This window comes from Streptomyces boluensis (assembly GCF_009908195.1).
Classification (GTDB): Bacteria; Actinomycetota; Actinomycetes; order Streptomycetales; family Streptomycetaceae; genus Streptomyces; species Streptomyces boluensis.
In genome coordinates this window covers 13034-27227 of the sequence record NZ_JAAAHS010000018.1, presented here as the reverse complement: position 1 = coordinate 27227, position 14194 = coordinate 13034, and the positions used below count along the sequence as shown (strand labels likewise).

The window sequence follows — 14194 nt, the reverse complement described above, 5'->3', positions numbered from 1 at the left end:
CCGGCAGACGATCCGGAACCCCGGCTTCAGAACCTCTCAGAACCCGTCGGGACTCCTCAGAACCCGTAGGGGCTCCTCAGAACCCGGCGGGTTCCGTGTACACCCCCCACTCGTCCCGCAGCACGTCGCAGATCTCGCCGAGGGTCGCCTCCGCGCGGACCGCGTCCAGCATCGGGCCGATCATGTTGCTGCCGTCGCGGGCGGCGGCGAGCATCGCGTCGAGCGCGGCCCGCACCTTCGCGTCGTCCCGCTGGTCCTTGCGTCCCGCGAGGGCCCGTACCTGCTCGCGCTCCACCTCGTGGCTGACCCGCAGGATCTCCAGGTCGCCGGTGACGGACGGGGTGTGGACGTTGACGCCGACGACCCGCTTCTCGCCCTTCTCCAGGGACTGCTGGTACCGGAAGGCCGACTCGGCGATCTCGCCGGTGAACCAGCCGTCCTCGATGCCGCGCAGGATGCCCGAGGTGATCGGGCCGATCGGGTGCTGCCCGTCCGGGTGGGCGCGGCGGCCGCGCTCCTTGATCTGGTCGAAGATCTTCTCCGCGTCGGCCTCGATACGGTCGGTGAGCTGCTCCACGTACCACGAACCGCCCAGCGGGTCCGCGACGTTGGCGACGCCGGTCTCCTCCATGAGGACCTGCTGCGTCCGCAGCGCGATCTCGGCGGCCTGCTCGGACGGGAGCGCCAGGGTCTCGTCGAGGGCGTTGGTGTGCAGCGAGTTGGTGCCGCCGAGCACCGCCGAGAGCGCCTCGACCGCGGTGCGTACGACGTTGTTGTACGGCTGCTGCGCGGTCAGCGAGACCCCTGCGGTCTGGGTGTGGAAGCGGAGCCACTGCGCCTTGTCGGAGCGCGCCCCGTACACGTCCCGCATCCAGCGGGCCCAAATGCGCCGGGCCGCGCGGAACTTGGCGATCTCCTCGAAGAAGTCGAGGTGAGCGTCGAAGAAGAAGGAGAGGCCGGGGGCGAAGACGTCGACGTCGAGGCCGCGACTCAACCCCAGTTCCACATAGCCGAATCCGTCGGCGAGGGTGTATGCGAGCTCCTGCGCGGCCGTCGAACCGGCCTCGCGGATGTGGTAGCCGGAGACCGACAGCGGCTTGTAGGCGGGGATGTCGCGGGCGCAGTGCTCCATCAGGTCGCCGATCAGGCGGAGATGGGGCTCGGGCTCGAAAAGCCACTCCTTCTGCGCGATGTACTCCTTGAAGATGTCGGTCTGCAGCGTGCCGTTGAGCGCGGCCGGGTCGACGCCCTGGCGCTCGGCGGCGACCAGGTACATGCAGAAGACCGGCACGGCCGGCCCGGAGATCGTCATGGAGGTGGTGACATCGCCGAGCGGGATGTCCTGGAAGAGCACCTCCATGTCGGCGGCCGAGTCGATGGCGACTCCGCAGTGGCCCACCTCGCCGAGCGAGCGCGGGTCGTCGGAGTCGCGCCCCATGAGGGTGGGCATGTCGAAGGCGACGCTCAGTCCGCCGCCGCCGTTGGCGAGGATCATCTTGTAGCGCTCGTTGGTCTGCTCGGCGTTGCCGAACCCCGCGAACTGGCGGATCGTCCAGGTGCGGCCCCGGTACCCGGTCGCGTGCAGCCCTCGGGTGTACGGGTACTCACCGGGCCAGCCGATGCGCTCGAACCCGTCGTACGTGTCCCCGGGCCGTGGCCCGTAGACCGGCTCGACCGGGTCTCCGGAGAGCGTGGTGAAGTCTGCGTCCCGCTTGCGGGCCGAGTCGTACCGGGCCTGCCAGCGGCGGCGGCCCTCGTCGATGGCGTCAGCGTCCATGATTTCAATTTACTAGGACGTCCTAGTAAATGTCGATGGCCGACGGGTACCCGTCACTGCGGGCACCCGGGCGGAACCCGCTGTGATCAGGCCCTGAGCGCCGCCAGATGCGCGCTGCGCACCTCCGCCGTCTGGCCCTGGACCACCAGGAACAGGCCCTCGCGGGCGAGACGCTGCGCCGGGGCCGACAGGCTGAAGGCCCGGCCGCCGCCGATCACGATGGCCGCCGTCGTGGCCGCCCGCATCAGGTCGTACGCCCGCGTCTTCACCGCGAGCCGGTCGTCGAGCCGCTCCCCCGCCGGTACGTCGTCGACCAGGGCGTACGCGTCCGCGCGCACCGCGTCCAGGCGCGCCCGCAGCACGCCCGCGGTGTCCTTCGCCTCGCCGTCCCCGGAGGCGTCGAGCAGGTCGAGGGCGGCACGGGTGACGCCGAGTACGGCCGGGTTGGTGTTGGTGTTCTTGGGGCGGTCGGCGGTGGCCCAGTCCTCGTACGGCTGCCGGATCACCACGTCATCGGCCGGGACGGTGAGCCCGTCGAGGACCAGGCCGACGGTGCGGGCGCCGGTGAGCGCGGCCAGCTGGAGGGGTGCGGTCGGCGTGAGCCCGGCCTGCTCGCGGGGTTCGGCGAGCGCGAAGACGACCTCGCCGTCCTCGGTGGCGCCGCCGAGCAGGAACACGTCGTTGAGGCCCCAGCCGGTGTACCAGGGCACCCGCCCGTCGAAGCGCACCCCTCCGTCGGGCAGCCGGGTCGCCCGTACCGGCAGCTTCGGGAACGCCCGCAGGTGCGAGAAGGCGATCCCGGCGAGCGCGCTCCCCTCGGACAGCGGCCGCAGCCACCGCTCGCGCGCCGCTTCCGCGCCCGCCACCAGGGTGCGTACGGGTGTGTGGTGCTGGGCCTGGATGAAGAAGGTGGAGCAGCACGCGCCCGCGAGGATCTCCGCGACCTCACGGCCGACGGCGGCGGGCGCCTCCGAACCTCCGTACGCGGCGGGTGCGTTGACGCCGAGCACACCGGACGCCTTGACGGCGGCGATGGCCTCCGGGGTGACGCCCGTACGGTCGTGGGCCTCCGCCGCGGGCGCGAGGACGTCGTCGGCGAGGCGCCGGGCGGCCTCGACCAGGGGGTGATTCACGGGGTCGGTGGTGCTCAAGCGACGTACTCCTCGCGTTCCTCGGGTGCCGGGGCGGGTGCGCCCAGGGTCAGCATCAGACGGTTGGCCCAGGCGAACACGGCCACAACATGGATCAGGTCGAGGATCTCGGTGTCGTCGAGGCCTGCCACCTCCCGCAACTCCCGTACGGGCAGCGGCCGGCCGGTGCGTGCGGTGAGGGCCACCGCGAAGTCGACGATCGCCTGGCGGCGCGGTGTGTCGCCGCGCAGGTCGCCGCCGAGGATCGCCTCGGCCGGCCCGGCGTCCTTGTTGAGCTGGGCGAAGCGGCGGGCGTGCACCGAGGCGCAGTACACACAGCCGTTGACGCGGGACACGGCGAGCGCGGCGATCTCGCGGTCGCGCCGGTCGAGGCCGCGCGGCGCGTACATGATCGCGTTGTAGAGCCGGGACCGCTCGCGCAGCGCCTCGACGTCGTGGACGAGCGCCAGGTAGTACGCCGAGGTCTTCGCGGTCGGCAGCGACTCCTCCAGGACGGCGAGCTGCTCGGGCGTCCCGTCTTCGAGGCGCAGGGTCTCCACCCAGGCGTCCCAGTCGAGCGTGCCGAGCGTGAACTCCCGCTCCAGGACCGGTACTTCGTACGCGGGCAACTCGCCGCTCTCCGCCGCGAGCCCGGCGAGCGCGCGCAGGCCGGCCGCGAGCCGCGTCTGGTACGTGACGAAGGCGGCCAGCTGGGAGGCGGAGACGATGTCGCGGGGTGCGAACCCGGCCGCGGCCAGTTCCGCGATGTGCTCGGGCCCGGCGGAGGACGGGGCGAGGACGAGGCGGCGGGCGTGCGCGCGCAGCGCGTCGAAGCCCGTGGGGAGCGCGCCACCGGCGCGCAGGCCCCGGTAGTGCGCGGCGAGCGCGGGCGCACCTTCCAACTCCGCTACATGGGCCGCCAGTTCGGACCGCGCGGCGCGCGACAGACCGGAGCTGGCGGCGAGCAGCACGTCATGCGCGGCCTGCGTATGGGCGTACGCCTTGTCGCGCGCACCCCGCAGGGCACGTACGGCATCGGGCGCGCCGGTGACGCTGTCGATCACATCGTGGGACACGGAGGGCACGGCGGGGCCTTTCTCGTGGAGCTCGTCACTCTCGTAACTCTCGTACGGCTGCCGGGGGTTCACGACAGCGCGCTCTCGCTTGACCTGTACGCGCGCAGGTACAGCCGCGCGCCCGCGACGAGCAGGATCGCCACGCACACCGCGAGCGCGGAGGCGAGGCCCAGGTCCTGGTCGGCGAAGGCGAGCTTGCGAATGGCGAGGGGGACGGTGGTGGAGGAGTCCATCGGCCCGCCCGCCGCGAGGAGATACGGCAGGTCGAAGTCGTACGCGGTCCAGATGGTGCGCATCAGCATCGCGACGATCAGGGCGGGCGCGATCCACGGCAGGGTGACGTGCCGGAAGATCCCGAACCGGCCTGCCCCGTCGAGCGACGCGGCCTCCTTCAGCTCGCCCGGCAGGGTCTGCAGGCGGGCCAGGACGACGATGACGACGAACGGCACGTACTTCCAGCAGTTGACGGCGACGAGCGCGCCGAGCACCGTCGCCGGGTCCGCGAAGGGGTTGGCGAGCGACTCCGACAGGCCGAGCTCGCGCAGCGCGTAACCGGCCACTCCGGATGTGTCGTTGAACAGGAACCGGAAGACGAGCGCCGCCACCACCGCGGGCACCACGTACGGGAAGAGGACCAGGCCGCGCGCGAGGCTCTGGCCGCGCAGACCGGCGTTGAGCAGCAGCGCCACGGCGACGCCGAGCACGGCCTGGATGACGACGTTGGCCGCGACCCACAGCACGCTGCGCCCGAACGCGCCGCGCACCGCCGGGTCCTCCCAGAGGCGCCGGTAGTTGTCGGGGCCGAGGAAGGTGTGCTCGCGGGTGAGGAAGTCGATACGGAAGAAGCTGTCGAAGACCGAGGCGAGGAACGGGTAGACGGCGAAGACGAGGAGCAGGAGCAGCGCGGGCAGCAGCATCAGGGTGCCGAGCGCCCGGTCGGAGAACCCGCGCCGCACCTTCTTCGCAGGGACCGACTTCCTTGCGGGAGGCCGCACTTGAGTCGTTGCGGTCACTTCACGGCTGGTCACTTCACTGCTGGTCACTTCACGGCCCCCTGTCCGACACCGCCGACGAGGAATTTCTGTACGAGGACGAACAGCACGAGCACCGGGGTGACGATGACGAGCGCGGCGGCCATGAGCACGCCCCAGGAGTAGACGCTCGTCTGGTCCATCAGGAGCGAGAGGCCCTGGCTGACCGTGAACTTCTCCGGGTCGGCGAGCAGCGTCGAGGCGAACAGGTACTCGCTCCACGCCGCGTTGAACGTGAACACGGAGGTGGCGATCACCCCGGGCACGGCCTGCGGCAGCACCACCCGCACGAACGCCCCGAACCGGGTGCAGCCGTCCACCATGGCGGCCTCCTCCAACTCGACGGTCAGCCCGTGGAAGTAGGAGCGCAGGGTCCAGAGCGCGAACGGGAGCAGCGTCGCGGTGTAGAGGACGACGAGCGCGCCGAGGTTGTTCGCCAGACCGAATCTGGCGACGACCTGCGCGACCGGAACGAGCACCAGGATCGGCGGCACCAGGTACGCGAACAGCGACAGCTCCCCGACCCACCGCAGGCCCGGGATGCGGAACCGGACGAGGGCGTACGCGGCGCACACCCCGAGCAGCACGGTGAGCGCGGTCGCACCCACGGAGACGAGCAGCGAGTTCCGCAGATAGGCGCTGAACTGCGAGATCTCGAACAGGGTGCGGAAGTTGTCGAAGGTCAGCTCGCCCGGCCAGAAGCTCGGCGGGTACGCGATGATCTCCGCGTCGGGCTTGAGCGCGGTCAGCACGATCCACAGCAGCGGCAGATCGGCGACGGCCACGACAAGCGCCAGGCACAGGTACAGGGGTGCTCTGCGGAAGTTCCGGAGTCTCACGCGTCCGCCCTCCACTTCGGGTTGGCGGCCCGCCAGTCACGTCCGGCCCACTCCAGCTGGTCCACGGCCCGGCGCCAGGCCCGCTCCGGGTCCTCGCCGCGCAGCAGGATCGACTGCACCATCACGGCGTCCGCGGGCGGTGGCGCCCACGCCTTCCCGGCCCAGGGGCACGGCCGCGCCTGCCTGCCCGCGTACCGCCCGTTCACCACGGACCCCATGGCCATGTCGGGGCTCATCGCGTCCGGTACGAGATCGAGGATGGTGCGCACCCAGTCGCCGTGCCTGACGAGGTACGGGTCGTCGGACTCCCCGATTCCGGCGCGCAGTCGGTCCTTGACCGACTTCAGCGGCGGTACGAGGTGTCCTGGCACGGTGAGCGCGAACTTCAGGGCGTTGGTGCCGGTGGTGAGCGCCTTGAGGAAGGCGGTGGCCTCGCGGCGGTGCGCGGTGCGGGCGAAGACGCTGTACTGGTTCTTGCCGCCGTACGCGAGCCGCCCGGTGCGGAACGGGCCCGCGGGCACCGGGAGCACTCCGGTCACCTCGGCGACCTTCGGGTTCTGCGCGGCGAGGTTCACCCCGAGCCGCCCGGCCATGGTGGCGAAGGCGGCCCGCCCGGATATGTAGGTGTTCATCAGGTCCGGGTAGTTGGTGTTGAACATGCCCTTGCGCCCGTACCGCATGATCGCGACGTGCCGCTTCACCCCGTCGAGCACCTCGTCCTCGCCGAAAAGCACCCGGCCGTCGGCCCCGTAGTAGTCCCAGCCGGACTGGTACACGTACGGGGCGAGGAACTGGGTGGTCATGCCGGGGGTGTTGCCGGCGCCGGAGGAGATCCCGTCGATGCCGCCCTGGCCGTGCAACTCCCGTACGGCGCCGAGGAATTGCTCGTATGTCTCCGGGGGCGCGATGCCCGCCCTGTCGAGCAGGTCCTTGCGGTAATAGAGGACGGAGGCGTTGGCCTGGAAGGGCATCGCGTAGTCCTCGCCGCGGTACGTGATGCGGCTGCCCGGCAGGAAGTCGTCCTCGCCGACCTCCTCGATCATGCCGGTCAGCGGCAGCAGATAGCCCTTCACGGCCCAGTCGAGGATGTTCGACGCGGGCGGCGCGAACACCCCGATGTCGGTGCCGGTCTGCATCGCGGACTGCAGGTACTGGAGCTGGTTCTCGTCCGAGTAGAGCGTCAACTTGACGGTGACGCCCGGGTGTTCACGCTCGAACTCACGGATCACGGAGCGGTAGAACGCGAGCGACTTCGGGTCGGACTCGGTCGTGTAGAACGGCACGACCTTGCCGGAGCCGGAGTCAGGACCGGAGCCGCAGGCGGTGAGCAGCGCGGAGCCGGACACTGCGGCGGACGCGGCCGCGCCGAAGCGGAGCAGGGCGCGCCGCGGCGGATGCGCGGAGGGCATGGGGACATCCCTGGGATGCGGGGTGACGGAGGGGACAGCGGCTGGAGCTGGTCGCTCAACAGCCGGTGCTGGTGCTCCGCCGCAGATCGAGGTAGCGGCGCGCGGTGAGGTGCAGCAGCCGTGCGGTGCGCATGCCTCTCCCCCCGCCCTCGATCGCTCGTTCGCCCTCGGTGACGGCGAAAGTAGATGGCCGTCACATCCGGTGTCAAAGCAGAAGACGCGCAAGTCCGCGATGCGGACGTGCGCGTCTCAACTTCGGGGTGGCTGTTACGCCTTGACGGCTCCGGGCGCCGGGTCGGTCACCTTGTCGGCGAGCTCGGCGGAGATCTTGCGCTCGACGAAGAACGCGGCCGTCGGGATGGTGCCCGCGATCAGCACCCACAGCTGCTTGCCGACCGGCCACTTCGCCTTGGAGCCGAGGTCGAAGGCGAAGACCAGGTACACGACGTACAGCCAGCCGTGCGCGATGCTGACGACCTTCGTGAAGTCCGCGGCCCCGTCCAGGCCCAGGGCGTACTTGCCGATCATGCCGAGGGTCAGCAGGACCAGGAGGACACCGGTGATGTAGGCCAGGGCGCGGTAGCGGGTCAGCACGGATCGCTTCATGCGTACGAGCGTAACCGCCCGTTTTGCGCGATCTTCAGCCGACCCCGTGCAGGCGGGTACGGGGGCTCAGCAGGGGGCTCAGCTGTCCTCGAAGTCCCGCGCCGCGACCCGCAGCGGCCGCAGCATCGCGAAGATCTCCGCGCACTCCTCCGCGTCGTACGTACCGAGCCCGAAGTCCATCGCCATCAGGTCGCGGGTGGCCGCGTCGACCACCTCGCGGCCCTTGTCGGTGATGGAGGCGAGGGTGCCGCGGCCGTCGTTGGGGTTGGGTCGTTTGTCGACGAGGCCGGAGCGGACCAGGCGGTCCACGGTGTTCGTCACGGAGGTGGGGTGCACCATAAGGCGCTCGCCGATCTTCGACATCGGCAGCTCGCCCGCCTTGGAGAAGGTGAGCAGCACCAGCGCCTCGTACCGCGCGAAGGTGAGTCCGTACGGCTTGACGACCGCGTCGACCTCGGCGAGGAGGATCTGATGGGCGCGCATGATCGAGGTGATCGCGCCCATGGACGGCACGGATCCCCAGCGCTGCTTCCAGAGTTCATCGGCTCGCGCGATGGGGTCGAAGGAGAGACTGAGCGGCTTCGGCACGCACCCGACCTTACCGGGCGGTCACATGCTGGTCAGCCCCGTCTCGCGGTACGGTCGACGGCCTCCGCCCGCGCCGCACTTCGACGACCAGGGCGAGCGCGCAGAGCGTGCCGAGCACACCGGCCCCGGCCACCACGTACGCCACCGGGAAGAACTCGGCGGCGAGCCCGGCGAGCGCCATGCCGACGCCCTGGACCGTCATGAGCCCGGCCGTCATCAGGGTCATGGCGCTGCCCTTGAGGTCCTCGGGCACCGCCTCCACGAACCACTGGTCGAGCCCCATCACGTACGCGCCCGCCGCACCGGCGAGCAGCAGCAGCGTCGCGGTGAGGGCTACGCCCGGCGTGCTCGCGTACCCGAGCAGCGGCAGGAGTCCGGCGCCGCCGAGCGGCAGGACGAGCCGGGCGCGGGTGTACGGGGTGAGGCGGGCGCCCGCGTACAGCTCGGCGGCGATATGGCCGACGGGCATCGCGCACATCAGCAGCCCGAGCGCGACAGGCCCGGCGCCGATCCGCTCGGCGTAGGGCGCGGCCAGCGCCTCGGGGGCGACGACGAAACCGGCCGGCACCCAGAACAGCAGCATCAGCGCACGCAGCCGCCGGTCGCCGAAGACCCGGCGGGCCGCGGCCATCGACTCGCGCGGCAGACCGCCGCCACCGGAGCCGGCCCGCGCGGGCCGGTGCGCGGTGCCGAAGCGGAGCAGCGCGGCGGAGCAGAGGAACGTGCCGAGCGTGACGGCGATGGCGCCGCGCGGCGACACCGCGGCGAGCAGCACACCACCGGCACCGAACCCGGCGAGCAGCGCGCTCTGCGAGACGATCCGCAGCAACGAGCGCCCCAGGACGAACAGTTCGCCCTCGCCGAGGATGTCGGTGAGCGCCGCCATCCGCGTACCCGTGAACACCGGCGCGACCGCGGCCACCGCACAGCGCAGCGCGAGCAGCCAGCCGACCGGTGTGCCGGGCAGCACCATGACGGCCACGCAGGCGGCGCAGACCAGATCGCAGCCGACGAGCACGCGCCGGGCCGGGTAGCGGTCGGCGACGGCGGCGAAGAGGGTGCCGCCCACGAGGTACGGCAGGAAGCCGAGGGCGAAGGTGAGGGCGCTGAGCAGCGGGGAACCGGTGAGGTCGTAGACGAGCACGGTCAGCGCGAGCTCGCTCACCACCACCCCGAGCAGCGAAAGCAGATGCGCCGCGAACACGGCACGGAACTCCGGTACGGCGAACACGGCGGCATAGCGGGGGCGGCGGCCGGGACCGGCGGTTGGCGAGGACATGCGCAGCAGGTTGCCGCCGACCCGGCCGCCCCTCCAGACTTTCGGCTCACACCGAATCCGGCGGTTGAGGGGAGAGCGATGGCGCTGCGGCTGCGGTTCGGCGAGAGCGATCTGCTGCGCTGCCGCTTCGCGCTCTCCCCGCTGTGGGAGACGCAGCAGGCGGTACGCACCCTCGCCCGCCCCGAGCACCACGGCTACCACCTGCCCTGGCTGCGCCGTACCCGGCGGGCGGCGGCCGGTCTCGACCTCGCGCCGCTGTGGCTGCTCATGCCGCAGCACGGGCACGGTGCCGACCTGCTCTGCCCGCCGCCGCTCGGCCCGACCGCGTCGTTCGAGGAGGAGCTGGCCGGGGTGCGGGCCACCGATCCGGAGGTGGCCCGGCGGGACATCGCCAAGTCGCTCGCGGACCAGCCGGGCGGCCTCGAATCGGCGCGGGGCAGGGCGATGCTGGCGGACCCGGAACGTGCCGTGCGGGAGCTGGCCGAGCTGATCGACCGCGCCTGGCGGGCCCTGGTCGAGCCGGACTGGCCACGGCTGCGCGCGCTCCTGGAGGCCGATGTCGCGTACCACTCGCGGCGCCTCGCCCAGGTCGGGTTCGGGCGCCTGCTCGGCGAGTTGAGCCCCCGGCTGAGCTGGGCGGACTCCACGCTGACGATCACGAACACCTGGGGCGACCACTCCCGCGTCCTGGACGGCAGCGGCGTCGTCCTGATGCCGTCCGTCTTCACCTGGCCGGAGACGGTCGGCGGGTACGACGAGCCCTGGCAGCCCGCCGTGATCTACCCGGCACGTGGCATCGGCGGACTCTGGACGGAGCCCGCGGACCGCACCCCGGACGCACTGGCCCGCCTGCTCGGCCGGGCCCGCGCCGACGTGCTGTGCGCGCTCACCGAACCGGCCGCCACGACGGCCCTCGCCCACCGCCTCGGCCTCGCCCCGTCCTCGGTCTCCGCACACCTGTCGGCGCTGCGCGGGGCGGGCCTCCTCACCTCCCGGCGCCAGGGCCACCAGGTCCTGTACGAGCGCACCCCGCTGGGCATCGCCCTGGCGACCGGCGAGACGGCCTGACCCCGGCGGCCTGACGGTGGCCGTTGTAGTGGCGGCGTCGGTGCGGCAGCCGCTACAACCTGTGACCGTTATGTCACGATTGCCCGGTCCTGTAGTGCGCCGTAGTCCAAGGGGGCACGATGCCCGCCCACACCGCCCGCACCGACAACAACCACCGCCGCGGCCCGTGCCGCACACGCCGTGGGCTCGCCCGCTCCGCGGCCGCGCTCGCCGTGCTCGGGCTCGCCCTCGCCTGCTCCCCCGAGGCGGAGTCCCCGCACACCAAGGGCGCGGCCCTGGTCCGAGACCCCGCGAAGCCGTCGAACTCCGACTTCTGGGTGGACCCGAACAGTCCCGCCGCCCAGCAGGTCGCCAAATGGCGCCAGGAGGGCCGCGACGCGGACGCCGAAGTGCTCCGGCGGATCGCCGACCAGCCGATGGCGGCCTGGCCCGCGGGCGACGACCCCGGCCCGGCCATCAAGACCGCGACCCAGGGCGCCGCCAGGACGAACCGCACCGCCGTCCTCGTCGCGTACAACATTCCGAACCGCGACTGCGGCCAGCACTCCGCGGGCGGCGCGAACAGCGCGGACGCCTACCGGCAGTGGATCGGCGCCTTCGCGGACAACATCGAGGACAGCAAGGCGCTGGTGATCCTTGAGCCGGACGCCGTCCCGCACGTCGTGGACGGCTGCACCCCGGCCGAGTACCACGACGAGCGCTACCAGTTGATGTCCGAGGCGATCGACCGGCTCAAGAAGCAGCCGAACGTCAAGGTGTACATCGACGCCGGGCACTCCGCCTGGGTCAAGGACCACGGCAGGCTCGCGCAGGCCCTGCGGAAGGCGGGCATGGACCGCGCCGACGGTTTCGCCCTGAACGTCTCCAACTTCCAGACGGACGCGGAGACCAAGGCGTACGGCAAGGAGTTGTCGAAGGTCCTGAACGGCAAGCACTTCGTGATGGACACCGGGCGCAACGGCAACGGCGCGATGTCCGGCGGCGGCGCCGACGGCTGGTGCAACCCGCCGGGCCGCGCCCTCGGCAACCGGCCCAGCACCAGGACCGGCGACCCGCTCGTCGACGCCTTCCTCTGGATCAAGCGGCCCGGTGAGTCCGACGGCGAGTGCCGGGGCGGCCCGCCGGCCGGGCGCTGGTGGCCGGAGTACGCCCTCGGCCTGGCCCGCAACTCGAAGGCGTAGCTCCGTCAGACGTGCGTACCGCTCGTTCCCGCACGGCCGTCGCCGTGGATCTCAGCTGCCTCCCGTGGTGCTGCTGGAGATCCTGGTGGCGGCCGTGGCGGCCGTCGTCGGGTGGGACTCCACGGGCGCCGTGACCGGTGTGGTGGCGACGGCGAGCACCGGTTCGGCGACCGCCTCGCGCACCGTCGACCGCTCGACCGCCCGGCGCCGCCGGTACTCGCCGACGGCCCAGACGGACACCGGGGCGAGCGAGATGACGAGGCCGAGCACCGACCACGTACGCATCGCCACATGGCTGTGGCCGAGCACGAACGACGCGACCAGGGACACCGCGACCAGCGCCGCCCAGGCCAGATGCACCCGGAAGGTGAGAAGCCGGTCGGGACTCGCGCCGTCGCCCTTGGGCGTCACCACGAACCGGCAGGGGCGCCGCAGCACCGCCGCGCCGAGGGACTTGGCGTAGATCGGCGCGGAGAGCGCGGACATCGCCATCCCGGCGAGGCCGCCGGAGCCCTCGGGCTCGTGCGGGGAGACGTTGTGCCGCCGGTTCCACAGGTACAGGCCCACCTGGAGGGCGGCGGCGTCGCTGTAGAGCATCAGCCAGATCGACGCGGCGACCTGGGTGCCGGAGGCGCCGAACCACAGGAACAGGAAGCAACTGAGAATGCCGAGCGCCCAGTTCACGGCGGTCATCGGGTAGTAGACGAGCATCAGCGAGTAGTTGAAGAACCGCCCGGGAGGCATCCGGAAGGGCGCCCGCCAGTACTGCTTGATGACTGTCTCGTACGTGCCGCGCGACCAGCGGAGCTGCTGGGTGAAGAAGTCGGTCCAGGAGGCCGGTCCCTCGCCGACGGCCAGGACGTCCGGGGTGTACACGGAGCGCCAGTACCGGCCGGTGCGCGGGTTCTTGCGCCGGTGCAGCTCGAAGCCGGTGGCCATGTCCTCGGTGATCGAGTCGTAGAGCCCGCCGACCTGCTTGACGGCGGATATTCGCACGGCGTTGTTGGTGCCGACGAACATCGGGGCGCGGTAGCGGTTGCCCGCCCGCTGGATCAGCGCGTGGAAGAGGAACTGCTGGGACTCGGCGGCCTTGGTGACCGGGGAGTCGTAGTTCCCGTACACCTGGGGTCCGACGACGAACGCGATGTCCGGGTCCCGGAAGTAACCCATCATCCGCTCGAGGAAGTTGGGGAGCGGGACGTGGTCGGTGTCGACCGAGGCGAAGAACTCGTACTTGTCGCCGTGCTTGGCGAGCCAGGCGTTGTAGTTGCCGTGCTTGGTCCTGGCCTTGTGCGTGCCGGTGGGGCGGTTCCACTCGGGGACGCCCTTGCGGCTGAAGTGCCGCACGCCGAGCTCGGCGCAGAGCGCCTTGACCTGCGGGTCGTCGCCCTCGTCGAGCAGCCATACGTCGACGAGTCCGTCGTGGCGTATCGCGGTCGCGCCTTCGAGGGTGGCCCTGACCATGGCTATGGGTTCCTTGCCGGGCACGTACGTGGTGAGGAACGCGACGCGGGTGCCGGGCTCGGGGCGCACGGGCACGGGGTCGCGGGCGACCAGCGTGGCGTGCGCGATGGATATGACGTTGATCAGCATGAACAGCTCGATCGCGCCGATCGCGAGCAGCATCGTGACGTCGAGCCAGACGAGCCAGCGCTCGCCGCCCTCGCGCTGCGTCCAGTGCGTCGGCCAGACCAGGTAGACCATCAGCAGCCCGGTGAGTACCGGGGCGAGGATCATCAGCAGGACGGCGCGTATTCGGTGCGGCTCGCCGGAGAGGAGCTTCGTGTACTGCACCCGGTAACCGCCGTGGCCGCCGGCTGGCTCGGTGAGCGGCCCGGCGAGTGTGCTGTGGGTGTCGTAGTCATAGCCCTCCGGCCGCACAGCGCCTCCAGGTCTCGATGATCTGGCGATGGCAGGTTCGGGTACGAACAAGCCAATACCCCTACGAAAAGGGAGATTTCCCGGCGTGTCGAACGGGGCGCGTCCGTGTGAGCGGTTTAAGGGGCGAGGGGCTTCAGCGGGGAGGGGACGCCCTGCGGGCACGCCAGGAGTGCGCCGGGAGATGCGGCGGCTGGTGGTCCCACCCGGCGCGACGGGACCGCGGGTCCGGCTCGCTCAGCGTGTGCGAACCGCGCACCAGCGCCATGAAGACCGCGGTGAAGGCGGCCAGTTCCAGGTGGTTCGGTCTGCCTCGTACGACCTTGATCATG

13 protein-coding genes are annotated in these 14194 nt (G+C 71.4%); 2 read left to right on the top strand and 11 right to left on the bottom strand.

From position 1 onward, the window contains the following. Positions 1-76 precede the first annotated feature (76 nt). The 9 genes from icmA to GUY60_RS04545 form a co-directional block, all read right to left on the bottom strand. Entirely contained in the window at positions 77-1777 is a 1701-nt protein-coding gene (gene icmA / locus GUY60_RS04585) for a coenzyme B12-dependent isobutyryl-CoA mutase large subunit (RefSeq protein WP_161694014.1), read from the bottom strand. Positions 1778-1863: 86 nt separating this feature from the next. Next, positions 1864-2928, bottom strand: coding sequence for an acyl-CoA dehydrogenase family protein (locus GUY60_RS04580; protein ID WP_161694012.1), 1065 nt, complete (start codon positions 2926-2928; stop codon positions 1864-1866). After that, a complete protein-coding gene (locus GUY60_RS39660; RefSeq protein WP_312866183.1) occupies positions 2925-4055 on the bottom strand; it encodes a CMD domain-containing protein in 1131 nt (376 codons plus the stop codon). Before GUY60_RS39660 ends, GUY60_RS04580 begins: the two co-directional genes overlap by 4 nt. Then, complete coding sequence (locus GUY60_RS04570) at positions 4052-5026, bottom strand: carbohydrate ABC transporter permease (RefSeq protein ID WP_312866182.1); 975 nt, start codon at positions 5024-5026, stop codon at positions 4052-4054. Before GUY60_RS04570 ends, GUY60_RS39660 begins: the two co-directional genes overlap by 4 nt. Continuing rightward, positions 5023-5853: a carbohydrate ABC transporter permease gene (locus GUY60_RS04565; protein ID WP_161694010.1), complete on the bottom strand. Its 831-nt coding sequence runs from the start codon at positions 5851-5853 to the stop codon at positions 5023-5025. The genes GUY60_RS04570 and GUY60_RS04565 overlap by 4 nt, the downstream gene beginning before the upstream one ends. Then, positions 5850-7262, bottom strand: coding sequence for an ABC transporter substrate-binding protein (locus tag GUY60_RS04560; RefSeq protein ID WP_161694008.1), 1413 nt, complete (start codon positions 7260-7262; stop codon positions 5850-5852). The genes GUY60_RS04565 and GUY60_RS04560 overlap by 4 nt, the downstream gene beginning before the upstream one ends. A gap of 267 nt (positions 7263-7529) precedes the next feature. Next, entirely contained in the window at positions 7530-7868 is a 339-nt protein-coding gene (locus GUY60_RS04555) for a DUF3817 domain-containing protein (protein ID WP_161694006.1), read from the bottom strand. A 78-nt stretch (positions 7869-7946) separates the two neighbouring features. Then, the gene (locus GUY60_RS04550; RefSeq protein WP_161694004.1) at positions 7947-8456 is read right to left on the bottom strand and encodes a MarR family winged helix-turn-helix transcriptional regulator; all 510 of its coding nucleotides are present in this window, start codon (positions 8454-8456) and stop codon (positions 7947-7949) included. Between the two features lie 10 nt (positions 8457-8466). Further along, positions 8467-9735: an MFS transporter gene (locus GUY60_RS04545; protein ID WP_161694002.1), complete on the bottom strand. Its 1269-nt coding sequence runs from the start codon at positions 9733-9735 to the stop codon at positions 8467-8469. Between the two features lie 78 nt (positions 9736-9813). Here GUY60_RS04545 and GUY60_RS04540 point away from each other — a divergent pair, with 78 nt between their 5' ends. Together GUY60_RS04540 and GUY60_RS04535 are read left to right on the top strand one after the other, a co-directional pair. Further along, on the top strand, positions 9814-10803 hold the full coding sequence (locus tag GUY60_RS04540; protein ID WP_161693999.1) for an ArsR/SmtB family transcription factor: 990 nt from the start codon (positions 9814-9816) through the stop codon (positions 10801-10803). A 119-nt stretch (positions 10804-10922) separates the two neighbouring features. Continuing rightward, the gene (locus GUY60_RS04535) at positions 10923-11984 is read left to right on the top strand and encodes a glycoside hydrolase family 6 protein (protein ID WP_161693997.1); all 1062 of its coding nucleotides are present in this window, start codon (positions 10923-10925) and stop codon (positions 11982-11984) included. A 51-nt stretch (positions 11985-12035) separates the two neighbouring features. On the opposite strand, the gene GUY60_RS04530 is transcribed toward GUY60_RS04535, so the two are convergent. Both GUY60_RS04530 and GUY60_RS04525 read right to left on the bottom strand, forming a co-directional pair. Then, positions 12036-13865 carry a glycosyltransferase family 2 protein gene (locus tag GUY60_RS04530; protein ID WP_161693995.1) on the bottom strand — a complete coding sequence of 610 codons (1830 nt, stop codon included), beginning with the start codon at positions 13863-13865 and terminating at the stop codon, positions 12036-12038. Between the two features lie 133 nt (positions 13866-13998). Continuing rightward, on the bottom strand, positions 13999-14193 hold the full coding sequence (locus GUY60_RS04525) for an acyl-CoA carboxylase subunit epsilon (protein WP_161693993.1): 195 nt from the start codon (positions 14191-14193) through the stop codon (positions 13999-14001). Between the last annotated feature and the right edge of the window lies 1 nt (position 14194).